The organism is Actinosynnema sp. NPDC059335 (assembly GCF_042752395.1).
GTDB lineage: Bacteria > Actinomycetota > Actinomycetes > Mycobacteriales > Pseudonocardiaceae > Actinosynnema.
Genome location: NZ_JBHYXZ010000045.1, coordinates 31,494 through 57,656 on the forward strand (window position 1 = coordinate 31,494; position 26,163 = coordinate 57,656).

Sequence of the window (26,163 nt, forward strand, 5' to 3'; positions counted from 1 at the left end):
GGACGCGAACGGGGTGATCGAGGTTGCCCGGCCGGGCGATCTCAGGGCACGGCGTGCAGGTTGCCGTCCGCGCCGGCCAGGCACCGCGCCGCCCCCGCGCCGCCGGTGACGAACTCGGTGACGCAGCGGCCGAGCTGGGCGTGCGCGGCGGCGTTCGGGTGGAACGACTGCTGGGCCAGGTGGAGGCCGATCGCGTCCAGGCCGCCCGTCACCAACGCGTACGGGTCGACCGTCAGCCGCCGCTGCCACTCGCCCGCCGGGTTGTCACCCTTGCTGCACGCCTCGCGGTTCTCCGTGGCGCGGGAGAAGTCGAGGAACTTCACGCCCGCCCGCGTCGCCACGCCGCGCAGCGCCTCGGAGAGCTGGGGCACCGCGACCGTGCGGCCGTACGCGGCGTCGGCCAGGCGGAGCGGGCAGCCCTGGGGGCCGTGCAGCAGGCGGTCCATCTTCTCGGTCACGGGCGAGGCGTAGGACGTGAGGACCAGGTCGTAGGCGGACGGCGCGTAGCCGGCCTGGGTCATCGCGCTGCGGACGTCGCGGAGGGCGGTCTCCGCCTTCGGGGCCATGCCGGCCAGGCGGGCGGGCCACTCGCGTTCCAGCGCGGAGCGGCAACTCGGGCCGAACGGGTTCACCCACGCGGCGACGCAGTCGACCATCGTGTCGGCGAACCGGACGTCGTCGTTCGCGCCGACCTGGACGAGGACCGCGGTGACGCGGTACTGGCGGGCGATGTCGATCAGCCGGCGGGCCTGGGAGCCCTCGGTGTAGTGCGTGGTGTCGGCGAGGGAGACGTTCGCCGAGTCCGCGCCGGAGCAGGCGAGGTTGAAGGTGCGGTCGGCGAGCCGGGTGCGGTGCACCATGGCCTGGGTGGAGCGGTGGCACCAGTTGCCGTTCTCGCCCTCGGTGCCGGGTTCGTAGGACCCCGCGCCTTCGCCGGACATCGCGCTGTCGCCCAACGAGACCACCGCGGTCTGCCGTTCGTCCGCCGCGCCGGTTGCCGCCGGCGCCGCACCGCCCGTCGGGGTGGCACCGGCCGTCGGGGTGGCGAGGACCGTCGCCCCGGCGAGCAGGAGCACACCAACCACCGCACCGACCCTCATCCGCGCCTCCTCGGCGTCCTGGGCTGATCGTGCTCCGTCCGGCGGGACGTGCTCCGACCGTAGGGCGCGGGTGTCGCTGCGACAACGTCCGATCGGCTGGTTCCTCCGCGCCTTCGGGTGCCCGCAGACGTGATGGTCTACTGTGGACCCCAGGGTGGCGGTCGACTGCGGCCGGGGTGGCCGTGATCGGCCGTGGCCGGGGTCGCCGAAGATCACCCGAACGAGCGAACCGATCGTGAATGGAAAATTCGCCGGAACTTCCGGCCGGCGGTTTTCGTTGCCGGGAAAGAAGGAGGCGGCAAGGCGCGGCGGGCGTGGGCTGCGTCGGGGTGGGCGAGATTGGGAGTGGAGGTGGGCGAGGTTGGGATGGGCGAGGCTCCCCGCAAGACAGCGGTTGCCGCAAGACAGCGGTTGGCGAGCCGCAAGACAGCGGTCGGCCGAGATCAGCACCCTGATCCGCGTAGCCCCGTGCGGCGTCGATCGGGAACCCGATCCGCGTGCGGGAGCCTGATCCACGTGGCGTCGATCAAGGACCTGACCCGCGCGGTGCGGACGCGGCGTCGATCGCGCCGGCGGCGGCTGGACCCAGTCGCAAGGCTGCTGCTCGCGCCCACCCACCGGGCAGCGGCGAGCCGCCCGTCGGTCGCTCGACTTCACGCGAAGCCTCACCGACCCTCGACTTCGCGCCGACCCTCGACTTCGCGCTGAGCCTCGCCGACCGGAGCCTCGCCGACCGGTTGGCCGACCCGCTCCTCACTGTTTGGCGGCCGGCGTCACCCCGATGCGGCTGCTGTCGAGCATGCTGCCGTTGAGCGTGGAGATGGCGAACTGCGCTTCCGCCGCCGTGCTCATCGTGACGTTGCCGTACCTCCGCGAGACACCCGCGCCGTCCGTGGCGATGGTGCAGTCCGTCACCTGACCGCAGCTGCTGAACGTGTTCCTCAGGGTGTCGACGGTCGTGTTCACGCTCAGGTTGCTCACGTACAACTTCGTGCCGGCCACCCGCGCACCTCCCCGGTAGGTTGCCTTGGCCGCGACCGCCGGTCGTGCCGGCTGCCGGAGCCCGCCACACCACTGTCCCGGCGGCGCGCGGAGTGGTGCAACGGTGTTCACTGGGATGGACGCGGAAGGCGACGGCACCCGCCTGGCCGCGAGCCGCGCCCGACCATGTCAGTCCACTGAGGACGGTTCGCCCGGCGCCCGACCGGCCGATCGTGCGCGATGCCCGATCGGCATGCCGTGCGGCACGGACCGGCTTGGGTGGGCTCGGGCCGGTGCAAGGACCCACCGGTGGCGAGGTGCGGGGTGGGATGGGCACGTCGGGGTCGGGTCGGGTGAGGGCAGGGCCAAGGGGGTCAGGCCGGGGTGGGGGCGGGCTCGGTGTGGACGGTGACGGAGGCCAGGCGGGGGACGGCGCGCAGCAGGTGGCGTTCGACGTCGTGCGCGATGCGGTGCCCCTGCTCGACGCTCAGCGCCGCGTCCACCGCGATCGCCAGCTCGGCCCGCAGCACGTGGCCGGTCCAGCGCATTCGCACCCGGTCGGCCCGCACGACGCCCGCGACCTGGGCGGCGGCTTGTTCGGCCAGGTCGACGGAGGCCGGGTCGACCGCGTCGAGCAGGCGGCCGAACACCTCGGCCGCCGCGTCGCGCAGGACGAACAGGATGGCGACGGTCATGCCCAGGCCGACCAACGGGTCGGCGGCGGGGAAGCCCAGGGCGACGCCCACGCCGCCCAGGACGACCGCCAGTGACGTGAAGCCGTCCGTGCGGGCGTGCAGGCCGTCGGCGACGAGGGCGGCCGAACCGATTTCGCGGCCCACGCGCATGCGGTAGCGGGCGACCAGTTCGTTGCCCACGAAGCCGATCGCGCCGGCCGACGCGACGAGCCACAGGTGGCGCACCGGTTGGGGGTCGAGCAGGCCGCGCACCGACTCGTACCCCGCGTAGACCGCAGAGGCGGCGATCACCAGCACGATCACGACGCCGGCCAGGTCCTCCGCCCGCCCCAGCCCGTAGGTGAACCGGCGGGACGCGGCGCGGCGGCCCAGCACGAACGCGATGGCCAGGGGGACCGAGGTCAGGGCGTCGGCGAAGTTGTGCACGGTGTCGCCCAGCAGGGCGACCGAACCGGTGATCAGCACCAGCGCGGCCTGGGCGACGGCCGTCGCGAGCAGGGCGACGAACGACACGACGAGTGCCCGCATCCCGCGGCGGCTGGTCTCCAGTGCGGTGTCGATGCGGTCGGCCGCGCGATGCCCATGCCCATGTCCATGCCCATGACCGTGACCATGGCCGCCTGCTTTGCTCATCACGGCTGTCACCATACCTGCGCAGTCACGCAGATACGCAACCAAGTAGGCTGAACCCATGCACACCGCGCTGCCGGACTTCGACATGCCCAACGACGAGCAGGTCCACCTGGCGGCCGAGTCGTTCCGCCTCCTGGCCGACCCGACCCGGATCAAGGTCCTCTGGGCCCTGCTCCAGGGCGAGTCCTCCGTCGCCTGCCTCGCCGAACTGGCGGGCGCGGCGCCGACCGCGGTCAGCCAGCACCTGGCCAAGCTCCGCCTCGCCGGTCTGGTGAAGGGCCGCCGCGAGGGCACGTTCGTCTACTACTCCGCGGCCAACGACCACGTCCGGTCCCTGCTCGCCCAAGCGCTCTTCCACGCCGACCACGTCGACCGCGACCTCCCGCCGGCGGAGGACGCCGAGCAGGAGGTCGCGCACCACAGGCGCCAGGCGAACCGGAGGCGTTGACCCGCCGCGAGGGGATCGCGGCCGTTTCACCCTTACGTCGCAACGATTTTGGCATATCAGTGCAGCTCAACGGGTATCCGAGGCTCCCCACCGGTTCGACGAGGAGCAGGATCATGGGCATCACCACCCTTGGCCACGGGAGGCGTGATGGCGCAGTCGCGTGACCTGATCGACATCCGCAGCGGAGACCTCTTCCACCAGCCCGTCCCCTACGGCCTGGTGTACCCGACGTGCACCGCGGACGGCGAAGCGCCGCCCAGCCAGCGCGGCCGCACGTGGGAACACCTCACCGCGTCCGGCCGCGTGCTGCAACCGGTCTCCCGGTGAAGCGCGGCAGCAGTCCCCCGACGGGGCCGCAGGCGACCGCCTGCGGCCCCGTTCCCGTCACGCGCACCGCGCTCGGCCGATAACGTCACGCCCCGGAGCGAAGGGGGCGCGACGTGATCCTCGAACCGTTCGACCCGTGGCGGGCCGACGAGGCGGACCTGGCGGGATACCACCGGGTCATGCGGGACAGCCTGGCGGTGGACGAGCCGGGCGAACCGGCGCCGACGTTCGAGGACGTGGTGGCACGGTTGCGCAACCCGTTCCCCGGTGTCGGCCCGGCGGGTTTCTGGGTGGTGCGCGACGGCGGTCGGATCGTCGCGTACGCGTACGCGCGGTTCCCCGAGGACGAGAACAGCCACATCGCGGTGGCGACGGTGGTCGTGCACCCGGAGTCACGTCGTCGGGGCGTCGCCACGCGGGCGCTCCGCGCGCTGCTGCCGGAACTGCGGCGGCGCGGGCGCACCGTGATCGAGGACTGGCGGCTCGTGGAGGGCGCGGTGAGCGCCGAGTGGGCCCGCCGGCTGGGCTTCAGGACCGTGCGCGCGGTCGTCTCGATGTCGATGGAGGTCGCCGACGCGGACCGGTCGCGGTGGCCGGTCGGCCTGCCGCCGGGCTACCGGGTCGTCCGGTGGTCGAACGAGACGCCCGAGGAGGTCGTCGCGTCCTACGCCGCCGCGCGCAGCGCGATCCACGACGCCCCGATGGGCACGACCGAGTTCGTCAATCCACAGTGGACTGTCGAGCGGATCCGGCGGAGCGAGGCGGGGTTCCGGGACGACGGGGTCGAGCAGCGGGTGGTGGCGGCCGTGCACGAGGCCACCGGCGAGGTCGTGGGGCTGACCGAGGTGGTGGTGTTGCCGCGCGACCCGGGCACGGCGCACCAGGGCGACACGGCGGTGCTCGCCGCGCACCGGGGTCGCGGCCTGGGCCTGGGGTTGAAGGGCGTGATGGCGCACTGGCTGGTGGAGGACCACCCGGCCCTGGAGCGGACGCGCAGCTTCACGCACGTGGACAACGAGCACATGATCCGGGTCAACCACCGGCTCGGCATGGTCACGGAGCGCACCGAGCTGGTGGTCGCGCACGACATCGACGCCCTCATCGCCACGATGGGATGACCGACGCGGTCAGCCGGACGGGGCGCGGGGTCAGCCGGCGGCGAGGAGCCGGTGGTCGTCGTGCACGAGGCCGAGGCCGTCCACCCACCGCGCCACGGCGGCCGGGTCGGGGCGGACCGGGCCGCGCAGCCGGGCCAGCACGAACGGCGGTTCGGCGCTGTCGCTCTCCACGGCGAGCGACCAGCCGCGGGCCTCGTCCCACAGCAGGGCCACGTCGCGGTCGGCGAACCCGGGCAGGTGGCCGTCGAGCGCGAGGTACGCGCCGAGCCCGCTGCCGTGGTTCTGCAGGCAGGAGGACTCGCCGCTGAGGCCGAGGGCGCGGGTCACCCGCGAGACGTAGGACAGCACCGCGCGCACCGCGTTGTCGTCATCGAACTCCCAGTCCACCTCGCACCACCGTCCGCCCCCGTAGTTGTCGTGACCTGGGGGTAACCCGATCGCGTGATTTCGAAACCCGAACGTTCGGATTGTTGGATCCGGGCAGGTCAGGGCGCTACCGGGCCGGGTTCGCGGTGCAGGGTGACGCCGAGCCAGTCGACCGAGTCCCGGGTCGGCCCGGCGGGTGGGGCGGCGACGAAGTTGGCCGCGTCGTCGACGCTGCCGGTCCCGTCGTAACGGGCGGTCAGCGGGTACGGGAACACCGGCCGGGTGCGGACCACGCGTCCCCCGGCGTCGCGGCCGGTGGCGATGATCCGGTCGGGTGCGACGCCGTCCTCGACCCACGCGAGGAGGTCGCGGATCGGGTCGACGCCGGTGAGCCGGTCCCCTCCGCCGCAGTGGTGCAGGCCCGGGACCATGAACACCCGCGCCCAGGAGCGGAGGTCGCGGTCGCGGCGTCCCAGCCGTTCGTAGTAGTCCAGCAGGGCGCGCGGCGGGACGCCCTCGTCGGCCCAGCCGTGCCAGAGGAGCAGCTTGCCGCCCGCGTCCCGGAACTCGTCCAGGTCGAGGCTCATGGCGTTGCCGCGCACGCCCTCGACGTTGACGCGGGCGAACTCCTCGGCGGTGAACTCGACGTCGGCCAGCGACGAGCCGGGCTCGTCGATCGGGTAGGCGAGGTTGGCCAGGTAGTGGTCGGCGAGCAGCGCGGACACGGAGTCGTGGGCGGTGGGCGCGATCCAGCTCCGCCAGCCCAGCTCGGAGCCGCGTTCCTGGCCGGCCGGGTAGAGCCGGCGGCCGGCGGGGTCGCGGGGTCCGGCGTAGAGGCGGCGCACGACGTCGAGCTGCGCGGGGGTGAGGCAGTCCTCGACGCCGGGCGCGCAGCGCAGCGGTTCGGGGTCGTAGTCGCACCGGCGCGGGTCCTCGATGAGGCCGTCCACCAGGCCGTCGATGCGGTCGCAGTGCCGCACGACGGCGGCGTGCAGCAGCGGGAGCCGGTCGGCGGTGAGCACGGGCCGGCCGTCCGCGCCGAGGTTGGTGCGGGCGAGCCACGCCTGGTAGAGCACGAGCGGGCTGTGGTAGTTGGCGGGCGCGCCCGCGATGACGCCGTCGAAGTCGTGCGGGTACCGCTGGGCCAGCAGCAGCCCTTCGCGGCCGCCGTTGGAGCAGCCCGTGAAGTAGGAGAACGCGGGCGGCTCGCCGTAGAACGCCTCGATGACGCGCTTGGCGGCCAGGGAGACCACGTGCGGCGCGCGGAACGCGAAGTCGTCGCGGGCGGCCTGGTCGTCGGCGGCCCACCGGGTGTCGGCCGACCGCACCGCGCCGCGCCCGACGTGCCCGTCGTCGGTGGTGGCGACCGCGAGGCCGCCGATCTCCGGGCCGCAGTCGGGGAACCCGGGCGTGGTCAGCTCGCCGCAGAACCCGCCGCAGCCGTACTGGAGGTAGCGGCCGGTGTAGGTGGTGGTGGGCAGCTTGAGGTGGAACCGGACCGCCGGCTCGACGTACCCGAGCACGGCGCAGTGCGCGCGTTCGACGCCGTCGGGCACCGGCTCGGCCTGCGTGACGTGCGCGCGGGTGCCGGGCAGCTCGTAGCGGCCCACCAGGTCCGAGCACTCGGCCACGGGCCGGTTCGGTCCACCCTCCTCGGCCGGCGAGGCGGCGATGATCGCGGCCAGCAGGGCGGCGACCAGCCCGAGGGCCACAACCCACCGGAACACGCGCACCTCCTCCGCGCCCATTCTGCCGATCCGGGTCGGGCGGTCGGGGCCGCGGGGTGGTGTCGGGTCAGGGACGCGGTGTGCGGACGGCGAGCGCGGCGAGGTCGTCCAGGTACCCGGCGGTGAACCCGCCGGCGACGTTCTCCGCCTCGGCGATCACCACGGTGGCGCCGTCGACCAGGTCGGAGTCGTAGTTGTGGGCGGTGAACGGCACGTCGGCGATCCGCAGCAGCGAGCCGGGCAGCGGGGTGATGTCGCCGGTGCCGTGGATGTCCTCGACCCGTTTGAACTCGCGCGCCCGGTCGCGGTCGGCGAACTCGACCCAGGCGAGGAACACGACGGCCGTGCTGCCCCGGTCGTCGGTGACGGTGAGGAGCATCCGGTCGAGCGCGACGCACGGCGCGACCTTCAGCAGCTCCTGCACCCGGCCGAACGAGTGGGACACGCACTCGGCGTCCTCCCGGGTCGCCCGGTCGACCACCCGCAGGCCCTCGTCGCGCCACAGCTCGTCCGGGTCCGCGGGCGCGGCCAGGCCACCCGCGCCGAAGGCCACCACGCCGGCCACGGCGGCGGCCGCGATCACCCCGCCCGATCCCACGCGTCGCCACCTCCACCGCCGAACCCGTACCGGTCACCCACTGGTACCCGGTTCGACGGTAACTCCCACCCGGGGAAGCGGACAGGGTTCGGCGCGGCACCGGGACGACGGGTGATCGCCGGAACGGGCGGCGACCCGGGGCCGGGCTACGAGCGGAAGGCCGTGACGACCGCCGCCATGTCCACGCCGCCGCCGACCCGTTCCGCGGCCTCGCGGTACTGCCCGTTCAGCACGCGCATCAGCCGGTCGTCGGTGCCCGCCTCGGCCATCGCCGCGACGATCAGCTCGCTGTCCTTGACCGCGCCGTCCAGCCCGAACGACGGCGGGAACTCGCCGTCGATCATGGACCGCCCCTTGACCTGCGCGTACGTGCTGTCGACCGGGCCGCCGGCGATGGCCTCCAGGAACGCGTCCGGGTCCAGGCCGAGGCCGCGGGCCAGCGCCACGGCCTGCGCGGTCGCGGCGGTGATCGACAGCACCCACGAGTTCGCCGCCAGCTTGAGCCGCTGGCCGTCGCCGGGCCGCTCCCCCGCCCACACGGTGCGGATGGCGAGGGCGTCGAACACCGGCGTGACGAACTCGCGCAGCTCGACCGGCCCGGCCGCCAGGACCGTGAGCCTGCCCTGCTCGGCCGGCGCGCGGGTGCCGAGGACGGGCGCGTCGACGTACGGCACGCCGTGCGTGGCGGCCAGCTCGGCCAGGTGGCCGGTGCCCTCCAGCCCGACCGTGCCGCACTGCGCCCACACCGCGCCGTCCTCGACCGACGGCAGCGCCTCGGCCATCACCCCGGCGGTGGAGTCGGCGTCGAACAGCATCGTGATGACGACGTCCGCGCCGACGACGGCGCTCTTGGGGTCCTCGGCGACCACCGCGCCCTCGTCGGCGAGCGGGCGCGCCTTGGCGACGCTGCGGTTCCACACCACGACGTCCAGCTTGGCCCGCAGCAGGCTCCGCGCCATGCCGGCGCCCATCAGACCCGTTCCCAACACCACCACGCGCATGGGCTCAAGATTCCACCACGGGCGGCGGACCGCATCACGAAGGCAGGTAGCGCGGCGCCCGGCGGGCGTCGGCGGCGCGCTCGAACGCGGCGGCGACGCGCAGCACCTCGGCGTCCCGCCCGTGGCCCGCCATGAACGACACGCCGATCGGCAGCGGCCCGGCGAACCCGGCCGGGACGGTGGCGTTCGGGTAGCCGGCCACGGCGGCGGGGGTCGAGGAGCCGAGCAGGTAGTCGTCGCCGTCGCCGTAGTCGGTCCGCCACGCCGGGCCGTTGGTCGGGGCCATGACGACGTCGAGCCGGTGGGTCGCGAGCACCTCGTCGATCGACCGGCGGGCCAGGTCGGTGGCGGTGCGGCGCTGTTCCCGGTAGGCGGGGTCGGTGAGCGGCGGCGCCTGCTCGGCCTCGAGGAGGATCTCCTGGCCGAACCGGCTCAGCTCGACCGGGTCGGCCTCGTTGAACGCGATCAGCTCGGTGATCGTCCGGGGCGCGCCGGGCCGGGTCCGCAGGTACCGCTCCAGGTCGTGCTTGAACTCGGCGATCAGCGCCGGGAACTCGGCCGCCTCCACCCGGGCTCCACGTCGACCACGGTCGCGCCGGACCGCCGCAGCACCTCGACCGCGGACTCCACGACCCGGTCCACGTCGGCGTCGAGGCCCGCCTTGCGCCACACGCCGATCCGCTTGCCGCGCACGGACGCGGTGTCGAGGCCCGCGGCGTGGTCCGCACCCCCGCCCTCCAGCGCGGACATCAGGATCGCGGCGTCCACCACGTGCCGCGCCATCGGGCCCGCGGTGTCCTGCCGGGACGAGATCGGCACGATCCCGTCGCCGCCGACCCGGCCGAGGGTGGGATTGAGGCCGACCACGCCGTTCTGCCCGGCGGGGCACACGATCGACCCGTCGGTCTCGGTGCCGACGGCGACCTGCGCCAAGGACGCCGCCACCGCCGCGCCCGAGCCGGACGACGAGCCGCACGGGTTGCGGTCGAGCACGTGCGGGTTGTGGGTCTGCCCGCCCACCGCCGACCAGCCGGAGGTGGAGGACGTGGAGCGGAAGTTGGCCCACTCCGACAGGTTCGTCTTGCCGAGCAGCACCGCGCCGGCGGCACGCAGGCGGCGCACCAGCGCGGCGTCGTCGCGGGGCGGCACGAGCAGGGCGCGCGACCCCGCCGTGGCGCCCATGGTCCGGGTGTCGATGTTGTCCTTGAGCAGCACCGGGATGCCGTCCATCAGCCCTTTCGCCCGGCCTTGCCGACGCCGCCGGTCGCTCTCCTCGGCCTGGGCGAGCGCGTCGGGGTTCACCGCGACCACGGACCGGACCAGCGGGTCCACGGTCCGGATGCGGTGCAGGTAGGCGCGGGTCAGGTCCACCGCGGTGAGCGTGCCGTCGGCCAGCCGGCGCTGGAGCTGCGGGATGGTGGCCGCGTCGAGGTCGCCGACCGGTCGGGAGCGGGCGTGGGCCGGCGGTGCGACGACGAGCACGCACAGCAGGGCCGTGAGCAGGGTGCGCATGGGCTCACCACAGTCGCGCGCCGGGTCGTGGTCAACCCGCCGTTGGTCGGCCGCGTCGACTCGTACCGGGTCGGGCGATCCCCGTTCGGGGTCCGGTCGGCTCACCCGTCGGCGGACGCCTGCCGGACCCGGGCGTGCAGCCGTTCGCGGATCTCGTCGGGGGTGTAGGCGCGGCGCTTGCGCTCCGCGCGGGCGATCACCACGCCGGTCGCGGCGACGCCCGCGACACCGGCCAGACCGAGGAGCTTCCACCAGCGCACGTGCCTAGGCTACCGGGATGGCGGGAACGAAGATCGGTCTGGACGAGGCGGTCGAACTCACCCGAACCGGCGACGTGTGGCTGTTCCGCGGCCGGTCGGTGGCCGACCGCGCGATCCGGGTCACCACGAACAGCCCGGTCAACCACGTGGGCATGACCATCGCGGTGGAGGACCTGCCGCCGCTGATGTGGCACGCCGAGCTGGGCCGCTCCCTGCCGGACGTGTGGACCGGCACGCACCACCGGGGCGTGCAGCTGCACGACCTGCGGGACGCGGTGCTGGTGTGGGCGCGCCGGTACGGGCAGCGGGCGTGGCTGCGGCAGCTCGACCGGCCGACCACCCGGGAGGAGGACGACGCCGCGCTCCGGGCGGTGGCGCGGCTGAACGGCACCCCGTTCCCGTCCACGGCGCGGCTCGCCACGAGGTGGCTGCGCGGCCGGCTGCCGACCCCGCGCAAGACCTCGGACGCCGCGCTGGAGACCGCGTACTGCGCGGAGGTCGTCGCGGTGACCTACGAGGCGATGGGTCTGCTGCCCGCCGGCCGCCGGGCGAACTGGTACGACCCGGGCCGGTTCTGGAGCGGCGACGAGCTGGACCTGCTGGGCGGGGCCCGGCTGGGCGAGGAGATCGCGGTGGAGATCCCGGCCGGGATCACGTGAACCGGCCGTGCCGGGCGCGGGACCGCCCTACCATGCGAGCGGTGATCACCCGTTCAGGTTTGGCGCTGGTGGCGGTCCTGCTGGCCGGTTGCGCGCCCGCGGCGGACGTGCCCGAGCCGCAGCCGGGGACCGGGCTCCTGGGCGCGCTCGCGCTCGTGCGGGCCACCGACGAGTCGGCCGTGCTGGTCGAGTACGGCGACGTGGCGGCGGTGCGGGCGCTGCTGGCCCGGGACGCCGACCGCTTCGGCGCGTTGCGCGGCTACGGCTACTCGGGCCTGGCCGGGCACGGGCACGTGCTGCCCGACCTCGTCGGGTTCGACCCGGCGCAGGCGGCCACGGCGTTGCGGGTCGGGCAACCGCCGGCGTGGGCCGCCGTGCTGCGGATGGACGTCGACGTGGCCGCCGTGGACGGCAAGCTCGCCGCGCTCGGGGGCCGCCGCGCCGACTCGGGCACCTGGATCACCGCGGCGGACGACGAGCTGGTCCCGACCGGCCCGCTCGCGGAGGCCGGGATCGTGACCGGGTTCCAGCGGGTGCGGGTGGAGGCGGGCTCGGTGAGCCACGCGCCCAACGCCGAGTCGCTGGCCTGGGTCACCGAGCCGCCGGACGGGAAGTCCCTGGCGGCGGACCCGATGGTCGGCGAGCTGGCCCGCTGCCTGGGCGAGGTGTCGGCGGCGTTGATCGGCCGGCCGAGGAGCGGGCTGCCGCTGGCGGCGGGCGTGCGCACGACCCCGGACGGCGGGACCACCGAGGTCGTGTGCGTGCCCGACGAGAACCCCAACGCGCTCATGGACCTGGTGCGCACCAACCTGGAGACCGCGCCCTGGTCCGGGCTGCTGCCCGGGGCGTCGGTCGAGCGGCCCGACGACCAGACCGGCCTGGTGCGGGTGCTCGCGCCGACCCCGCCGGACGCCCGCGCGGGCCGGGTGCTGACGGCGTTCCAGCGGGGCGAGCTGCCCGGCCTGGTCGGCTGACGGCGGTCCGGCGCGGCGAACCGCCCGGCCTGGCCGGCTGACGGCGGTCCAGCAAGGTGAACCGCCCGACCTGGCCGCTGACGGTCGGTTCAGTCGAGCCGCTGCGCCGCCCGCGCGCGACGGGCCGCGACCGCCGACCCCGACTCGCGCCGCGCCATGCGGCGCAGCACCGCCGGCGCGACCAGGAACCCCGCCACGGCCCACGCGCCCAGCACCAGCGCCGTCTCCGCGTGCCGCCACGACCCGGCGACCTCGGCCGCGGCCACCGCGTCCGGCAGCAGCGCCGACCGCAGCCCCAACCCCAGCCAGTACAGCGGGAACACCTGGCCGACCGCCTGCAACCACCCCGGCAGCGCGGTGATCGGGTAGAACACGCCCGACACCGCCGCCAGGGCCATGACCAGCAGGGTGACGAGGCCCAGGCCCCGGGCGTCGCCGAACACCGCGCCCAGCACCGCGCCGATCGGCAGGGTCGCGAGCAGGCCGAGCACCAGCACCCACGCCGCCGTGACCCACGTCGACACGCGTCCCGCCTCCAGGCCGTCGAACAGCGGCACCGCCGGCGCCAGCACGAGGAGGAGCACGGCGATCGTCGTCGCGGCCTTGCCCAGCACCCGGCCCACGACGTAGGCGAGCACCCCGTCGGGGGTCGCCTTGGCGCGCAACAACGTGCCGTCCTCGCGGTCCAGGGTCAACGCCATCGCGAGCCCCACCAGGCCGGTGAAGACGACGTTCATCGCGAGGACGCCCGGCACCGCCTGCGCGCCCAGCGGGAAGTCCACGCCGGGGATCGCGCCGTCGCCGAACGCGTGCAGCACGACCAGCGCGACCGCCGGCAGCCACAGCCAGCCCAGCAGCTCCCCCGCGTTGGTCATGGTGTGGCCGAACTCGATCCGGCCGCGCCGCACGCCGGCCCGCACCGCCACCAGCCGGGCGTTCACGCGGCCACCGCCTCGGACTCGCGCACCAACGCCAGGTACGCGTCCTCCAGGCTCGCCCGCCGCACTTCCAGGTCCGCCACGGCCGGGCCGTGCTCGGCGAACAGCTCGCGCACGTACCGGGTGGCGTCCGGCACGGTCACCACGTGCGCCTCGCCGCCGAGCCGGTACCGCACCTCCGCCTCGCCCGCGAACCGGGCGGCCAGCTCGTCCGCCGTGCCGTCGGCGACCACCCGGCCGGCCACCAGGACCACGATGCGGTCGGCCAGCTTCTCCGCCTCGGCGAGGTCGTGCGTGGTGAGCAGGATCGCGGTGCCGGGCAGGCGGCGCACCAGCTCGTGGAACGCGCGCCGCGCCGCGGGGTCGAAGCCCACCGTCGGCTCGTCCAGGAACAGCAGGTCCGGGTGCCCGACCAGGCCGACCGCGACGTCCACCCGACGCCGCTGCCCGCCGGACAGCGTCCCGAGCCGCGCGTGGGCCCGGTCGGCGAGGCCGACGAGCCCGATCAGCTCGTCCGGGTCGAACACCCGCTCCCGGTAGGGGCGGTGGAGCAGGGCCAGGTAGGACAGCAGCTCGCGGACCCGCCACCGGCCGTGGTCGCGCCACGACTGCAGCACCACGCCGAGCCTGGCCCGCCACGCCTCGTCACCGCGGTCCGGGTCGACGCCGAGGACCCGCACGTCGCCCGCCGAACGCCGGCGGAAGCCCTCCAGGACCTCGACGGTGGTGGTCTTGCCCGCGCCGTTGGGGCCGAGCAGCGCCACCACCTCGCCGGGTCCGACGGTCAGGTCCACCCCTCGGAGCACGTCGGTGGGGCCGTACCGCATGCGCAGGCCGCGCACGTGCACCGCGAGCGGTTCCCGCTGGTTGTCACCGGTTTTCATGGCTTCAACCGTATCGTTGAAGTTCTTCGTTGAAGGTTGTGCCGACCGACCGCAGGCCAGGTCCGTGGAGGTTCCGGTAACCTTCAAACACCCGGTGAACGTGGAGGCTTCGCGGTGGGACTTCGCCCGGTCGACCTGGCCCGCGCGGCGGGCATCTCGGCCCAGCAGGTGCGCAACTACCTCGACGCCGGGGTGCTGCCGCCGGCCGAGCGGTCCCCGGCCGGGTACCGGCGGTTCGACGACCGGCACCGGCAGGCGTTGACGACCTACCGCGCGCTCGGCCGCGGCTACGGGTGGGACGCCGCCAAGGCGATCATGCGCGCCGTCCACGCCGGGTCGCCGGACGTGGCGCTGGCGCGGGTGGACGCCGAGCACGCCGCCGCGCACGAGCAGCGGCTGGCGCTGCGGGCGACGGCCGAGGCGTTGGAGGCGGTGGCCGGGCACCCGCCGGACACCGTGCCGCGCGCCGGGCTGCGGGTCGGCGAGCTGGCGGCCCGGCTGGGCGTGCGGCCGTCCGCGCTGCGGGTGTGGGAGGCGGCGGGGCTGCTGCTGCCCGGCCGCGACACCGACGGGTACCGCCGGTTCGGCCCGACCGACGTGCGGGACGCGCGCCTGGTCGCCATGCTGCGGCAGAGCCGCTACCCGCTGCCGTCGATCAAGCCGATCATGGACGAGTTCCGCAGCTCGGGCGGCGCGGAGGCGTTTCGCGCGGCCGGCACCCCGCGCGAGGCCGACCTGGGCCGGCGGGCGAGGGCGATGCTGGAAGCCGCCGCCGCCCTGCACGGCTACCTGGTCAGCCCGGCCTCGTAGGCGACGATCGCGGCCTGGACCCGGTTGGCCACGCCGAGCCGCTGGAGGATCGCGCTCACGTGCGCCTTCACCGTGCCCTCGACCAGGTCGAGCCGGCGGGCGACCTCCTGGTTGGACAGCCCCTCCCCCACCAGCGCCAGCACGTCCCGCTCCCGGCCGGTCAGCGCGGCGACCCGCCGGCGGGCGTCGTCGCGGCGGGTGTGCCGCCCGTCGCGCAGGCCGGCCACGACGCGGTGGGCGATCCTCGGCGACAGGTAGGCCGCGCCGTCGGCGACCGCGCGGACGCCGATCAGCAGCTCGCGGGGGTCGGCGGCCTTGAGCAGGAAGCCGTCGGCCCCCTCGCCCAGCGCCCGTGCCACGTGCTCGTCCTCGTCGAACGTCGTCAGCACGAGCACCGCGGTACCCGGCGCGACGCGGCGCAGCTCCGTCGCGGCGGCCAGGCCGTCCAGGCGGGGCATCCGGATGTCGAGGAGCACGACGTCCGGCCGGTGGACCAGCGCCAGCTCGACCGCCTCGCGCCCGTCGGCGGCCTCGGCGACCACCTCGATGCCCGGGTCGGTGCGCAGGATCGCCTTCACGCCGGCGCGGACCATCGCCTCGTCGTCGGCCAGCAGCACGCGGATCACGCGCCACCCCGCTCCGGGATGCGCGCCGTCACGGTGAACCGGCCGCCCGCCGCGCCCGCCGTCACCGTGCCGCCGAGCAACCGCACCCGTTCCGCCAACCCCGCCAACCCGCTGCCACCCGACACCGCCTCACCGGTCCGCCCCGCCGCCTCGCCGCCCGGCACCACCGCGCCGTCCTGCCCGACCGACCCCGCGGCCGGCCCCGCCGCGCCGTCCTGCCCCGCCACGACGACCTGCCCGGCCGACGCGCCGCCGGTCGCCACCGCCCCGCCGACCGGGTTCGTCACGGTGACCAGCACCCCGTCCCGCTCCCGCCGCACCTCCGCCGTGACGGGCGCGCCGGGCGCGTGGCGGGCCGCGTTGGTCAGCGCCTCCTGCACCACCCGGTGCACCGCCCGGTCCACCAGCGGCGACAGCGGGGCGCTGTCGCCGGTCCTCGTCAGCACCACGGGCAGGCCCGCGCCGGCCGCCCGCGCCACCAGCGCCTCCACCGCCTCGTCCGGCGGGTCGAGCGGTGGAGCGCCCTCGCGCAGCACGCCGACGGTGTGCCGCAGCCGGTCCGTGGCGGTCACCGCGGACTCGCGCAGGCCGGCCGCGGCCAGGCGGGTCGGCTCCGACTCCGCGGTCAGCTCCAGCGCACCGGCGCGCAGCGCGATCAACGCCAGCTCGTGCCCGAGCGAGTCGTGCATGTCCGCCGCGATCCGGGCCCGCTCCCGCAGCCGGGCCTGCTCGGCGACCAGCTCCCGGGTCCGCTCCAACCGCGCGATCCGCTCCCGCCCCGCCTCGACCAGCTCGGCCTGCTGCCGCCGGAACCGGCCCGCGAGCCACGGCAGCGCCACCGACAGGCCCAGGCTCGCCAACGCCCCCACGCCCTCCCACAGCCGCACCGCGCCGAGGACGACCCCGACCGCCGCGACCGCGCCCAGCACCACCCCGCCCCGCCGCACGGGCAGGTGGCGGCCGTGCAGGTAGACCAGCACGGCCAGCACCGGGTACAGCACCTGCCGCCACGCCGGCAACGCGTCCGTGGCCACCCCGTTCGCCAGCCCCGCCAGCGCGAGCACCGCGAGGACCGCGCCGTTCCGCATGGCCACGACCCTAGTCCTCAGTGGACCGCAGTCGGAGCAGGCGGGCGACCGCGACCGCCGCCCCGGCCAGGGCCACCACCACGATCGTGATCGTCAAAGGCACGGCGAAGTAGGTCAGCTGCGCCCACGTGACCGCCCGGCCGTTCATCAGGACCGACACCAGGTCCGGGTAGGCGGCCAGGACCGCCGCCGGCGCCAGCAGGGGCACGAACCGCGCGACCACCCGCCACGCGGGCGTGCCCCGGCGGCGCCGCGCCCACCGGCCCGACCGCCGCACGCCGAGCACCGCGAGCCCGAGGGCCGCCGCCGCGACCAGGCCGAGCACCAGCTCGAACGCCTGCCGCCCGCCGCCGACCGGGTCCGGCTCCCGGCCCCGGGCCAGGGCGATCAGGCCGTGCAGGACGTCGTAGGTGTCGTCCTGCAACGACGCGTTGTTCGCCAGCACGGCGAACCCCTGCCCGGTGTCGGGCAGCACCGCCTGCACGGCCGAGTAGGTGAACAGGTTGCCGGGGTGCACCAGCTCCGCCACGCCGTCCGGGCCCACCCCGGGGATCCAGCCCATGGCGTAGTCGTCCACAGTGGACGACGTGTGCATGGCCCGCAGCCCCTCGGGGGACACCAGCTGCTCGCCGTGCCCGGCCTGGCTGATCAGCCACCGGCCCAGGTCGGCGGCCGTGGTGACGACCCCGCCCGCGCCGCTGGAGTCCAGGAAGCCGGGCAGCTCGGGCCGGCTCACCCAGACCCCGAACACGGAGTTGAACCCGTCGGCCGGCCGCACGTCCCCGGCCGTCACCGTGCTGCGGGTCATGCCCAGCGGCCCGAACACCCGCTCGTCCAGGTAGTCGGCGAACGTCCGGCCGCTCGCCACCTCCACCAGGCGGGCGGCCAGGTCGTAGTTCACGTTGCAGTACTCGTAGCGGGCGCCGGGGTCGGCCGCGAGCGCCCCCTCGGCGAGCTTGCCCGCGTAGTCGGCCAGGGAGGTCGCGGTCTCCAGCCCCGTCACGTCGATCGTGGTGTCGGAGAAGCCCGACGTCTGGTTGAGCAGGTGCCGGACCGTCACCCCGGCGAAGCGCGGGTCGGCCATCGTGAAGCCGGGGAGCTGGTCGGCCACCGGCTCGTCCAGCGCGATCCGACCGTCCTCCACCAGCGTCATCACGGCCATGGCGGTGAACGACTTGCTGACCGACGCGATCCGCATCGGCGTGTCGGCGGTCACCGGCGCGCCCGCGGAGTCCTCACCGTACCCGGCGGCGTGCACCACGCGGTCGCCTTCGGTCACCACCACGGACACGCCCGGCATGCCGGTGTCGTGCAGCACCCGGGCCATGTAGTCGTCGATGGAGCCCGGCGACGGCGCGGCGTGCGCGGCCGGGACCGGTGTCGGGGTCAGCAGGGCCGCGGCGGCGACCAGGGCCGTGATCAGGGCGTTCCTCATGCGGCAAAGCTAGGGACGGCCGCCCTGCGCGGGCATCGGACCACGGGCCCGGACGACCCCTGACGAAAGTCGGGGGTGCCTGGGAACGCTCTCGGTCGGGCCGGCCGCCGTCGCCCTCCGTTCACCCGACCCGGTGCGGTTAGGGTCGCGGCATGCCGGGGCAGGTCGAGTCCGAACTCCTCGCCGCCGTCGCGCGGTTCGCCGGACCGGTCCGCGGCGTCGGCGTCACGTTGATCAGCGCCTTCGGCGTGCTGTCCGTGCCGACCGAGGCCCTGCCGCTCGGGCTGGGGCTGTTCGGGCTGGTGCTGGTCGGCGCGGTGGCGGACTTCAGCTCGCCGAAGCCCGCGCTCGTGCTGGCGGTGGCCCGGGTGGTGGCGCTGTGCGCGGCGCACGACCAGATCGGCGGCACGGGCCAGTGGACGCTCAACGTGCTGACCACGACCGCGATCACGCTCCACTGGGAGTGGTCGCCGAAGGTCGCCGTGCCGACGACGGCCGCGCTGCTGGTGGTGCACGTCACCGCGGTGGGGTGGGACGGCGCGGCCGTGCTGCGGGTGGTGGTGGAGTGCACGTTGGCACGTGCGGCGTACCTCCTGCTGCGCCGCTCCTCGCGCCGGGTGGACGAGCTGCGCGTCCGGCGCGCGGCGTCGGAACGCGCCGAGGCGGTCGCGCTGGAACGGCGGCGGCGGGAACGCGAGTACCTCGCGCTGCTGCACGACACGGCGTCGGCGACCTTCCTGATGGTGGCGGTGCACGGTCGGGAGGCCGACCCGGCCGAGGTGGCCGGGTACGCGCGCCGCGACCTGGACCTGCTGACCGGCACGTCCGGCGTGCCGCGGGACAGCGCGGTGGACGTGGGCTCCTCGCTGCGGGCGGTCGTGGAGCGCAGCCCCCTGGCCGTGGACGCCCGGTGGGAGCCCGCCGAGGTGCCCGCCTCGGTCGCGTTGGCGCTGGTGCGGGCGGTGCGGGAGGCGTTGGCCAACGTCGAGCGGCACGCGGGCACCGGCGCGGCGCAGCTGCGGGTGCGGGCGTCGGACGGCGGCGGCGTCGTGGTGGAGGTGACCGACGCGGGCCCCGGGTTCGACGTCGGGGCGGTGTCCGGGCACCGGCGCGGGCTGCGCGGGTCGGTGGTCGAGCGGATGGCGGCGGCGGGCGGCCGGGCCGAGGTGACGTCCCGGCCGGGCCGGACGACGGTGCGGCTGGCGTGGCCGCATGGCTGAGCCGCGCGGGACCGACGGCACCGAGGTCGAGCGGCACGTGTTCGCCACGCTGCGGCTGGTGCTGCTCGGCGTCACGGCCGTGGTGCAGGCGAGCCTGGGCGTCGGGCCGCTGCTCGGCCACCCGCACCCGGCCGCGCGGGTCGCGTTCGCGGTGCCGCTGCTGGTCGTGCTGCTGTGCGGGGTGTGGGTGGTGCGGCGCCGGCCGCTGCCCGTGCCCGTGGCGGTGGGCGGCGCGGTGGCGGTGCTGGCGGCGTCCGCGGTGGCCACCGCGGTGCTGCCGCCGCAGGCGCACTTCGGCCCGGCGCACTGGTCGTACGGACTGGTCGGGTGGCACCTGCTGCTGTTGCTGCTGGACCGCGTCCCGGCGCTGCTCGCCGCGCAGGGCGCGCACCTCCTGCTCAGCGTGGGCCAATGGCTGCTCGCCGGCGCCCCGGACCGGGCGGAGATCGGCAACGCGGGCGTGGTCGTGCTCAGCGTGACCAGCTTCCAGGCGGGCGTCCTGGTCATGTCCCGGTTCATGCTGCGCACCGCCCGGCAGGCCGCCGAGGTCGCCGCCGAGCGGGAGCGCGCCGCGACCCGCGCCGCCCTGGCCGAGCAGTGGGGGCAGGACCTGCGCACCGGGTTCGCGGGCCAGCTCGGCACGACCCTGCCGCTGCTCGCGGACCTCGCCGACGGCGTGCTCGACCCGCGGGACGAGGGCACGCGGCGGCGGTGCGCGCTCGCGGCCACCCAGCTGCGCCGGCTGTTCGCGGAGAACGACGACGTGCCGGACCCGCTGGTGCACGAGGTCACGGCGTGCGTGCACGTCGCCGAACGGCGCGGCGTGGACGTGTCGCTGGCGGTCAGCGGCGCGCCCGTGCCGGTGCCGACCGACGTGCGGCGGGAGCTGACCGGGCCGGTGGCGGAGGCGTTGTCGGCGGCCCGCGCGCGGGCCAGGGTGAGCCTGCTGCGCACCGCGGACGAGGTGCGGGTGGCGGTCGTCGCGGATGCCGGGGTGGAGGTGGGAACCGCGACGGGTCGGGTCGAGGTCGAATGCGGCACGTACGGTCGGCACACGCGGATGGAGGCCAGATGGCGGACGAGCTGAGTGCGGTGGTGGTGGACGATCACCCGGCGGTGCGCGCGGGTGTCGCCTACTGGCTGGCCTCCGGTTCGCCGCCGATCCGGGTCGTGGCGAGCGGCGACGACGTGCGGGCGGCGTGGCTGGGCGCGGGCGCGGAGGCCGACGTGGTGATCCTCGACCTGCACCTGGGCGGACCGACACCGGTGCTCGGCGACCTGCGCCGGCTGGTCGAGGCGGGGCGGCGCGTCGTCGTGTACTCGATGCGCGCCGACGACGACATCGCGTTGCAGTGCCTGGAACTGGGCGCGTTGTGCTACCTGACCAAGGCCGAGGGCGAGGAACACCTGGTGCAGGCGACCCGTGCGGCGGCGGAGGGCAAGCCGTACACGCCGCCGTCGCTGGCGGGGGCGTTGGCGGGCGACCGGTCCGACCACCGGCCCGCGCTGTCGGCGCGGGAGGTGGAGGTGCTGGTCGAGTGGTTCCAGTCCGAGTCGAAGCCGTTCGTGGCGCAGCGGTTGGGCATCTCGCTGAGCACGGTGAACTCGCACCTGGAGCGCATCCGGGTGAAGTACGCGCTGATCGGGCGGGAGGCGCCGACGAAGGCGGCGCTGGTCGCGCGGGCGATCCAGGACGGCCTGATCGGCGTGGACGAGCTGTGACGGCCGACTTCGGGGCGTTCCGCTCGGGTTCGACCCGAACCACCCGGTGACCGCGACGGTCCGGAGGTGATCACGGCGGCGCGGTACGGTGGCGGGACACCGCCTCCCGCACATCGTTGTGATCACCGGAGGTAGCAGTTCATGAGGTTTCCCTTACGCGTCGGCTCCCTGTCGACGGCGGTCGCGATCGCCCTGGGCCTCGCGGTCGCCGGACCGGCCGGCGCGAGCCCGGTCACCCCGCAGTGGTCCCCCCGCGTCGACAACCCGTACGTCGGCGCGCGTGCCTACGTGAACCCCGAGTGGTCGGCGCGAGCCGCCGCCGAGCCGGGCGGCGCGGCCGTCGCCGGGCAGCCGACCGGCGTGTGGCTCACGAGCGTCGCCTCGATCGCGGGCGCGAACGGCCGCATGGGGCTGCGCGCCCACCTGGACGAGGCCCTGCGCCAGGGCGCCGACCTGGTCCAGCTCGTGCTGTGGAACCTGCCCGGCCGCGACTGCGGCTGGTTGTCCACCAACGGCGAGCTGGGCGTCGGCGAACTGTCGCGCTACCAGCGTGAGTTCATCGACCCGATCGCCCGCGTCCTGGCCGATCCGGCGTACGCGCGGCTGCGCATCGTCACCGTCGTGGAGCCGAACTCGTTGCCGTTCCTGGTGACGCACGTGCTGCCCCGCCCGGACTCCACCCCGGCGTGCGAGCAGGTCAAGGCGGCCGGCTCCTACACCGAGGGCATCGGGTACGCGCTGGCGCGGCTGGGCGCGATCCGCAACGTCTACAACTACCTCGACATCGGCCACCACGGCAGCATCGGCTGGGACGACAACCGGCTGCCGACCCTGCGCCTGCTGGCGAAGGCCGCGACCTCGGCCGGCAGCAGGCTGACCGACGTGCACGGCTTCATCGCCAACACGGCCGACTACTCCGCGCTGCGCGAGGAGTTCATCGTCAAGACGGTGATCGTCGGGCAGCACATCCGGCAGACCCGGTGGGTCGACTGGAACCCGTTCCTCGACGAGCTGTCCTTCGCCGGGCACTTCCGGGCCGAGGCGGTCGCGGCCGGGTTCCCGTCCGGCGTCGGCGTGCTGATCGACACGTCCCGCAACGGCTGGGGCGGCCCGAACCGGCCGACCGCGCCCGGTCCGGAGACGAACGTGGAGACCTACGTCGAAACCGGCCGGATCGACCGCCGGGCGCGGATCTACAACTGGTGCAACCAGGTCGGCACGGGTCTGGGCGAGCGGCCGGTCGCCGCGCCGGCGCAGGGCGTGGACGCCTACGTGTGGATGAAGCCGCCGGGCGAGTCGGACGGCGCGAGCGTCCCGCTGCCGATCGGCGACGAGAACTTCAACCGGATGTGCGACCCGACCTACGACGGCCGGCCGACGTCGACGTTCGACCCGACCGGGGCATGGTCGGACGCGCCGCCGGCCGGGGCCTGGCACTCCGCCCAGTTCCGGGAGCTGCTGCGCAACGCCCACCCGCCGGTGAACCAGGTCTTCAGCGGATAATCCGCTTCCGTCCGGATCGTTAGACTGGGGGCCATGCCCGCCATGGCCCCCACCCGCACCGAGTCCGACCTGTCCTTCCTCCTGGACCACACCGGTCACGTGCTGCGGACCCGGATGGCGGCCGCGCTGGCCGAGATCGGCCTGACCGCGCGGATGCACTGCGTGCTCGTGCACGCCCTGGAGGAGGAGCGCACCCAGATCCAGTTGGCCGAGCTGGGCGACATGGACAAGACCACCATGGTCGTCACCGTGGACGCGCTGGAGAAGGCGGGCCTGGCCGAGCGGCGGCCGTCGGGCACCGACCGCCGCGCGCGGATCATCGCCGTGACCGAGAAGGGCGCGGAGCTGGCCCGGCAGAGCCAGGCCATCGTCGACGGCGTCCACCGGGCGGCCCTGGAGTCCCTGCCCGCGCAAGCCCGCGAAGGGCTCCTGCACGCGTTGAACCTGCTGGTCAGCGGGCATTTGTCGACGCCGGTCGCGGCGCCGCAGACGGCCCGGCGGGCCCGCGAGAGCACCCGGTAGACCCGAAGCAGATTGTCTGTAACGAAACTATCCACTACGGTCCCTCCTGTTGCCACCGGACCAGGAGAGCCCCATGTCGTCCCCGCTCGCCACCCCGCTCGAAGCGCGCCCCGACCGCCGCCGGTCCGCGCTGGTCGTGCTGTCCGCCGCGATGTTGATGACGGTCCTCGACGGCAGCATCGTCACCGTCGCCATGCCGGCCATCCAGCGTGACCTGGGGTTCTCCCCCGCCGGCCTGAGCTGGACGGTCAACGCCTACCTCATCGCGTTCGGCGGCCTGCTGCTGCTCGCCGGCCGGCTCGGCGACCTGGTCGGCCGCAAGGCGATGTTCCTGGCCGGGAACACCGTGTTCACCGCCGCGTCGCTGCTGGCGGGCGCGGCCGGCACGCCCGGCCTGCTGATCGCCGCCCGGTTCCTGCAGGGCGCGGGCAGCGCGATGGCGTCGGCGGTCGTGCTCGGCATCCTCGTCACCCTGTTCACCGACCCGGCGGAACGCGCCAGGGCGATCGGCGTGTTCAGCTTCACCGGCGCGGCGGGCGCGTCCCTCGGCCAGGTGCTCGGCGGCGTGCTGACCGACGCGCTGAGCTGGCACTGGATCTTCTTCATCAACCTGCCGATCGGCGCGGCCACCGTGCTGCTGGCGGTCCGGGTGCTGCCGACCGACCGGGGCGCGGGCCTGGCCGCCGGCGCGGACGTGCTCGGCGCGGCGCTCGTGACCGGCGGGCTCATGCTCGGCATCTACACCGTGGTCGGGATCGAGCGGCACGGCTGGACGTCCGCGCACACGCTCGGCCTGGGCGCGGTGTCGGTCGCGTTGCTGGCCGCCTTCACCGTGCGCCAGGCGAAGGCGCGGACACCGCTGATGCCGCTGCGGGTCCTGCGCTCGCGCACCGTGGTGGGCGCGAACCTGGTGCAGGTGCTGACGCTGTCGGCGATGTTCGCGTTCCAGATCGTCGTCGCGCTGTTCATGCAGCGGGTGCTGGCCTACAGCGCCCTGGCCACCGGTCTCGCGATGCTGCCGGCGGCGGTCTCCATCGGCGCGGTGTCGCTGTTCGCCTCGGCCCGGTTGAACACCCGCTTCGGCGAGCGCGCCGTGCTGCTGGTCGGGTTGGCGCTGCTGGCCGGCGCGATGCTGAAGCTCGTCGCGGTCCCCGTGGACGCCGACTACGCGACCGACCTGCTGCCGGTCATGCTGCTGATCGCGGGCGGCGGGCTCGTGCTGCCCGCGCTGGCCTCGTTGGGCATGGCCGACGCGAAGCCGGACGACGCCGGCCTGGTGTCGGGGCTGTTCAACACCACCCAGCAGGTCGGCATGGCGGTGGGCGTCGCGGTGCTGTCCACGCTGGCCGCCGCGCGGACCGGGGAGGAACTGGCCGCGGGCGTGCCGGAGCCCGCGGCGCTGACCTCCGGGTACCACGTGGCCTTCACCGTCGCCGCGGTCCTGCTCGGCGCGGCGTTCCTGGCGGCGCTGACCGTGCTGCGCAAGCGCCGCTGACCCGCGTCCGCCGGTTCGCGGGGCCGTTGCCGCGGTCGCCACGCCCGCGCCGTGTGAGCAGGCGCACGCGGCGCGGGCGTCGGACGTGCGGGACGAGGCGGGTAAAATCGTTTCAGTAGCTAAGGAAGTCGGGTAGGCACACGTCGCGCGGTCACTGTCGACACGGGACACTGACAGGAGCGACGCATGACAGCGACCGTCGAGTCCACTGTGACCCGTCGGAGTGGCCGGGGCGGCGGCGCCGCGATGATCGCGCTGGCGCTGGGCGGCTTCGGGATCGGCACCACCGAGTTCGCCACCATGGGGCTGCTGCCGCAGATGGCGGCCACGTTCGACATCTCCATCCCCACCGCGGGCCACGCGATCAGCCTCTACGCGCTCGGCGTGGTGGTCGGCGCGCCGCTCATCGCCGGGCTGGCCGCGAAGCTGCCGCGCAAGGGCCTGCTCATCGGCCTCACCCTCGCGCTCGCGCTCGGCAACGGGCTGTCCGCGCTCGCCTCGAACGCCACCCTGCTCATGACGTCGCGCTTCGTGGCCGGGCTGCCGCACGGCGCGTTCTTCGGCATCGCCGCCGTGGTCGCCGCCACGCTCGTGCCGCCGGAGCGGCGCGGCACGGCGGTCGCCCGGATCATGGTCGGGCTCACCGTCGCCAACCTGGTCGGCGTGCCGGTCGCCACCGCCGCCGGCCAGCAGGTCGGGTGGCGGGTGGCGTACCTCGCGGTGGCCGTGATCGAGGTCGTGACGGCGCTGGCCGTGGCCCGGTGGCTGCCCCGCGTGCCGGCCGCGCGGGACGCGAGCGTCGCCGCCGAGCTGAGCGCGTTCCGCCGGCCGCAGGTGTGGTTCGCGCTGCTCACGGGCATGATCGGGTTCGGCGGCATGTTCGCCGTCTACTCGTACATCTCGCCGATCACGACCGAGGTCACCGGGTTGTCCGCGTCGGCCGTGCCGTGGGTGCTCGCGGTGTTCGGGCTCGGCATGACCATCGGCGCGACGGTCGGCGGCCGGTTCGTGGACCGGTCCGTGATGGGCACGGTGTTCGGGGCGATGATCGCGGTGACGGTCGTGCTGGTCGCGTTCGCGCTGACCGCCACCTCGGCCGTGATGGCGTTCGGGACGGTGTTCCTGCTCGGGCTCGTGTCGCAGGTGCTGGCCTCGGCGCTCCAGGTGCGCCTGATGGACGCCTCGCCCGACGCGCCGTCGCTGGCGTCGTCGTCCAACCACTCGGCGTTGAACATCGCCAACGGCGCGGGCGCGTGGCTGGGCGGCCTGGCGATCGGCGCGGGCTGGGGCTTCACCTCGACCGCGTGGGTCGGGGTCGCCCTGAGCCTGGCGGGCCTGGCGGTCGCCGCCCTCTCGGTCCTCCTCGACCGCCGCCACATCCCCACCTGACCCCACCCCCCGCGTGAGTCCAACCCCCACGTCACGTGAGTCCAACGTTCGCGTCGCGGGGGGGGAAACCTGGGCCCCCCCCCCGGTGCCCACACCCCGCGCCCCCCCGGAGGGCGGGGGGGTGGTGGTGTT

The 26,163-nt window shown here is 75.0% G+C and carries 26 protein-coding genes and 1 pseudogene; 13 read left to right on the forward strand and 14 right to left on the reverse strand.

Features of this window, described 5'->3' with window-relative positions; all coding sequences use genetic code 11:
- Positions 1-41 precede the first annotated feature (41 nt).
- The 3 genes from ACFXGA_RS16580 to ACFXGA_RS16590 form a co-directional block, all read right to left on the reverse strand.
- Positions 42-1,100, reverse strand: a complete 1,059-nt coding sequence (locus ACFXGA_RS16580) for a GDSL-type esterase/lipase family protein (protein WP_378088625.1) — start codon at positions 1,098-1,100, stop codon at positions 42-44.
- Positions 1,101-1,853: 753 nt separating this feature from the next.
- Positions 1,854-2,102: an RNA recognition motif domain-containing protein gene (locus tag ACFXGA_RS16585; RefSeq protein WP_378088627.1), complete on the reverse strand. Its 249-nt coding sequence runs from the start codon at positions 2,100-2,102 to the stop codon at positions 1,854-1,856.
- 353 nt (positions 2,103-2,455) lie between these two features.
- Positions 2,456-3,409: a cation diffusion facilitator family transporter gene (locus tag ACFXGA_RS16590; protein ID WP_378088629.1), complete on the reverse strand. Its 954-nt coding sequence runs from the start codon at positions 3,407-3,409 to the stop codon at positions 2,456-2,458.
- A gap of 58 nt (positions 3,410-3,467) precedes the next feature.
- Between ACFXGA_RS16590 and ACFXGA_RS16595 the strand changes: the two genes are divergently transcribed.
- The 3 genes from ACFXGA_RS16595 to ACFXGA_RS16605 all read left to right on the forward strand — a co-directional run bounded on the left by ACFXGA_RS16595 (position 3,468) and on the right by ACFXGA_RS16605 (position 5,302).
- Complete coding sequence (locus tag ACFXGA_RS16595) at positions 3,468-3,857, forward strand: ArsR/SmtB family transcription factor (protein WP_378088631.1); 390 nt, start codon at positions 3,468-3,470, stop codon at positions 3,855-3,857.
- Positions 3,858-4,004: 147 nt separating this feature from the next.
- Positions 4,005-4,184 carry a hypothetical protein gene (locus tag ACFXGA_RS16600; protein ID WP_053717557.1) on the forward strand — a complete coding sequence of 60 codons (180 nt, stop codon included), beginning with the start codon at positions 4,005-4,007 and terminating at the stop codon, positions 4,182-4,184.
- A 113-nt stretch (positions 4,185-4,297) separates the two neighbouring features.
- Positions 4,298-5,302, forward strand: a complete 1,005-nt coding sequence (locus ACFXGA_RS16605; protein WP_378088634.1) for a GNAT family N-acetyltransferase — start codon at positions 4,298-4,300, stop codon at positions 5,300-5,302.
- Positions 5,303-5,332: 30 nt separating this feature from the next.
- On the opposite strand, the gene ACFXGA_RS16610 is transcribed toward ACFXGA_RS16605, so the two are convergent.
- The 6 genes and pseudogenes from ACFXGA_RS16610 to ACFXGA_RS16635 form a co-directional block, all read right to left on the reverse strand.
- Entirely contained in the window at positions 5,333-5,689 is a 357-nt protein-coding gene (locus tag ACFXGA_RS16610) for a DUF6292 family protein (protein ID WP_378088636.1), read from the reverse strand.
- Between the two features lie 98 nt (positions 5,690-5,787).
- The gene (locus tag ACFXGA_RS16615; protein ID WP_378088638.1) at positions 5,788-7,395 is read right to left on the reverse strand and encodes a tannase/feruloyl esterase family alpha/beta hydrolase; all 1,608 of its coding nucleotides are present in this window, start codon (positions 7,393-7,395) and stop codon (positions 5,788-5,790) included.
- 67 nt (positions 7,396-7,462) lie between these two features.
- Complete coding sequence (locus tag ACFXGA_RS16620) at positions 7,463-7,993, reverse strand: hypothetical protein (protein ID WP_378088640.1); 531 nt, start codon at positions 7,991-7,993, stop codon at positions 7,463-7,465.
- Positions 7,994-8,139: 146 nt separating this feature from the next.
- Positions 8,140-8,994 carry an NAD(P)-dependent oxidoreductase gene (locus tag ACFXGA_RS16625; RefSeq protein WP_378088642.1) on the reverse strand — a complete coding sequence of 285 codons (855 nt, stop codon included), beginning with the start codon at positions 8,992-8,994 and terminating at the stop codon, positions 8,140-8,142.
- A 34-nt stretch (positions 8,995-9,028) separates the two neighbouring features.
- Positions 9,029-10,506, reverse strand: a pseudogene (locus ACFXGA_RS16630) (amidase).
- A 101-nt stretch (positions 10,507-10,607) separates the two neighbouring features.
- Positions 10,608-10,766 (reverse strand): hypothetical protein, encoded by a 159-nt coding sequence (locus ACFXGA_RS16635; protein WP_378088644.1) that lies wholly within the window; start codon positions 10,764-10,766, stop codon positions 10,608-10,610.
- A gap of 17 nt (positions 10,767-10,783) precedes the next feature.
- Between ACFXGA_RS16635 and ACFXGA_RS16640 the strand changes: the two genes are divergently transcribed.
- Positions 10,784-11,425 carry a hypothetical protein gene (locus tag ACFXGA_RS16640; RefSeq protein ID WP_378088645.1) on the forward strand — a complete coding sequence of 214 codons (642 nt, stop codon included), beginning with the start codon at positions 10,784-10,786 and terminating at the stop codon, positions 11,423-11,425.
- A gap of 41 nt (positions 11,426-11,466) precedes the next feature.
- Entirely contained in the window at positions 11,467-12,399 is a 933-nt protein-coding gene (locus tag ACFXGA_RS16645; protein ID WP_378088647.1) for a hypothetical protein, read from the forward strand.
- Positions 12,400-12,488: 89 nt separating this feature from the next.
- Here ACFXGA_RS16645 and ACFXGA_RS16650 read toward each other — a convergent pair whose 3' ends face one another.
- Complete coding sequence (locus tag ACFXGA_RS16650; protein ID WP_378088649.1) at positions 12,489-13,340, reverse strand: ABC transporter permease; 852 nt, start codon at positions 13,338-13,340, stop codon at positions 12,489-12,491.
- Entirely contained in the window at positions 13,337-14,221 is an 885-nt protein-coding gene (locus ACFXGA_RS16655) for an ABC transporter ATP-binding protein (protein ID WP_378088651.1), read from the reverse strand. The genes ACFXGA_RS16650 and ACFXGA_RS16655 overlap by 4 nt, the downstream gene beginning before the upstream one ends.
- 114 nt (positions 14,222-14,335) lie before the next feature.
- Here ACFXGA_RS16655 and ACFXGA_RS16660 point away from each other — a divergent pair, with 114 nt between their 5' ends.
- Entirely contained in the window at positions 14,336-15,031 is a 696-nt protein-coding gene (locus ACFXGA_RS16660) for a MerR family transcriptional regulator (protein ID WP_378088653.1), read from the forward strand.
- Here ACFXGA_RS16660 and ACFXGA_RS16665 read toward each other — a convergent pair.
- Genes ACFXGA_RS16665 through ACFXGA_RS16675 form a run of 3 tightly spaced genes read right to left on the reverse strand, consistent with a single transcriptional unit; the run spans position 15,007 to position 18,180 of the window.
- Positions 15,007-15,657, reverse strand: coding sequence for a response regulator (locus tag ACFXGA_RS16665; protein ID WP_378088655.1), 651 nt, complete (start codon positions 15,655-15,657; stop codon positions 15,007-15,009). The two genes, ACFXGA_RS16660 and ACFXGA_RS16665, sit on opposite strands and share 25 nt — an antisense overlap.
- On the reverse strand, positions 15,654-16,745 hold the full coding sequence (locus ACFXGA_RS16670; protein WP_378088657.1) for a sensor histidine kinase: 1,092 nt from the start codon (positions 16,743-16,745) through the stop codon (positions 15,654-15,656). Before ACFXGA_RS16670 ends, ACFXGA_RS16665 begins: the two co-directional genes overlap by 4 nt.
- A 10-nt stretch (positions 16,746-16,755) precedes the next feature.
- Positions 16,756-18,180 (reverse strand): serine hydrolase domain-containing protein, encoded by a 1,425-nt coding sequence (locus ACFXGA_RS16675; protein WP_378088659.1) that lies wholly within the window; start codon positions 18,178-18,180, stop codon positions 16,756-16,758.
- A gap of 152 nt (positions 18,181-18,332) precedes the next feature.
- On the opposite strand from ACFXGA_RS16675, the gene ACFXGA_RS16680 reads away from it, so the two are divergent.
- The 7 genes from ACFXGA_RS16680 to ACFXGA_RS16710 all read left to right on the forward strand — a co-directional run bounded on the left by ACFXGA_RS16680 (position 18,333) and on the right by ACFXGA_RS16710 (position 26,031).
- Positions 18,333-19,400 (forward strand): sensor histidine kinase, encoded by a 1,068-nt coding sequence (locus ACFXGA_RS16680; protein ID WP_378088661.1) that lies wholly within the window; start codon positions 18,333-18,335, stop codon positions 19,398-19,400.
- The gene (locus ACFXGA_RS16685; RefSeq protein ID WP_378088663.1) at positions 19,393-20,487 is read left to right on the forward strand and encodes a hypothetical protein; all 1,095 of its coding nucleotides are present in this window, start codon (positions 19,393-19,395) and stop codon (positions 20,485-20,487) included. The genes ACFXGA_RS16680 and ACFXGA_RS16685 overlap by 8 nt, the downstream gene beginning before the upstream one ends.
- The gene (locus ACFXGA_RS16690; protein WP_378088665.1) at positions 20,472-21,122 is read left to right on the forward strand and encodes a response regulator; all 651 of its coding nucleotides are present in this window, start codon (positions 20,472-20,474) and stop codon (positions 21,120-21,122) included. Before ACFXGA_RS16685 ends, ACFXGA_RS16690 begins: the two co-directional genes overlap by 16 nt.
- A gap of 141 nt (positions 21,123-21,263) precedes the next feature.
- The gene (locus tag ACFXGA_RS16695; protein WP_378088667.1) at positions 21,264-22,625 is read left to right on the forward strand and encodes a glycoside hydrolase family 6 protein; all 1,362 of its coding nucleotides are present in this window, start codon (positions 21,264-21,266) and stop codon (positions 22,623-22,625) included.
- A gap of 33 nt (positions 22,626-22,658) precedes the next feature.
- Entirely contained in the window at positions 22,659-23,147 is a 489-nt protein-coding gene (locus ACFXGA_RS16700) for a MarR family winged helix-turn-helix transcriptional regulator (RefSeq protein WP_378088669.1), read from the forward strand.
- Positions 23,148-23,220: 73 nt separating this feature from the next.
- Positions 23,221-24,642, forward strand: coding sequence for an MFS transporter (locus ACFXGA_RS16705; protein WP_378088671.1), 1,422 nt, complete (start codon positions 23,221-23,223; stop codon positions 24,640-24,642).
- 186 nt (positions 24,643-24,828) lie between these two features.
- Positions 24,829-26,031, forward strand: coding sequence for an MFS transporter (locus ACFXGA_RS16710; RefSeq protein WP_378088673.1), 1,203 nt, complete (start codon positions 24,829-24,831; stop codon positions 26,029-26,031).
- Positions 26,032-26,163: the final 132 nt, after the last annotated feature.

Excerpts from the sequence above, each read along its gene's own strand:
- ACFXGA_RS16580 (WP_378088625.1), bottom strand. The coding sequence starts at position 1,100 with ATGAGGGTCGGTGCGGTGGTTGGTGTGCTCCTGCTCGCCGGGGCGACG.
- ACFXGA_RS16590 (WP_378088629.1), bottom strand. The coding sequence starts at position 3,409 with ATGAGCAAAGCAGGCGGCCATGGTCACGGTCATGGGCATGGACATGGG.
- ACFXGA_RS16595 (WP_378088631.1), top strand. The coding sequence starts at position 3,468 with ATGCACACCGCGCTGCCGGACTTCGACATGCCCAACGACGAGCAGGTC.
- ACFXGA_RS16600 (WP_053717557.1), top strand. The coding sequence starts at position 4,005 with ATGGCGCAGTCGCGTGACCTGATCGACATCCGCAGCGGAGACCTCTTC.
- ACFXGA_RS16625 (WP_378088642.1), bottom strand. The coding sequence starts at position 8,994 with ATGCGCGTGGTGGTGTTGGGAACGGGTCTGATGGGCGCCGGCATGGCG.
- ACFXGA_RS16640 (WP_378088645.1), top strand. The coding sequence starts at position 10,784 with ATGGCGGGAACGAAGATCGGTCTGGACGAGGCGGTCGAACTCACCCGA.
- ACFXGA_RS16655 (WP_378088651.1), bottom strand. The coding sequence starts at position 14,221 with ATGAAAACCGGTGACAACCAGCGGGAACCGCTCGCGGTGCACGTGCGC.
- ACFXGA_RS16670 (WP_378088657.1), bottom strand. The coding sequence starts at position 16,745 with ATGCGGAACGGCGCGGTCCTCGCGGTGCTCGCGCTGGCGGGGCTGGCG.
- ACFXGA_RS16675 (WP_378088659.1), bottom strand. The coding sequence starts at position 18,180 with ATGAGGAACGCCCTGATCACGGCCCTGGTCGCCGCCGCGGCCCTGCTG.
- ACFXGA_RS16680 (WP_378088661.1), top strand. The coding sequence starts at position 18,333 with ATGCCGGGGCAGGTCGAGTCCGAACTCCTCGCCGCCGTCGCGCGGTTC.
- ACFXGA_RS16685 (WP_378088663.1), top strand. The coding sequence starts at position 19,393 with ATGGCTGAGCCGCGCGGGACCGACGGCACCGAGGTCGAGCGGCACGTG.
- ACFXGA_RS16690 (WP_378088665.1), top strand. The coding sequence starts at position 20,472 with ATGGCGGACGAGCTGAGTGCGGTGGTGGTGGACGATCACCCGGCGGTG.
- ACFXGA_RS16695 (WP_378088667.1), top strand. The coding sequence starts at position 21,264 with ATGAGGTTTCCCTTACGCGTCGGCTCCCTGTCGACGGCGGTCGCGATC.
- ACFXGA_RS16700 (WP_378088669.1), top strand. The coding sequence starts at position 22,659 with ATGCCCGCCATGGCCCCCACCCGCACCGAGTCCGACCTGTCCTTCCTC.
- ACFXGA_RS16705 (WP_378088671.1), top strand. The coding sequence starts at position 23,221 with ATGTCGTCCCCGCTCGCCACCCCGCTCGAAGCGCGCCCCGACCGCCGC.
- ACFXGA_RS16710 (WP_378088673.1), top strand. The coding sequence starts at position 24,829 with ATGACAGCGACCGTCGAGTCCACTGTGACCCGTCGGAGTGGCCGGGGC.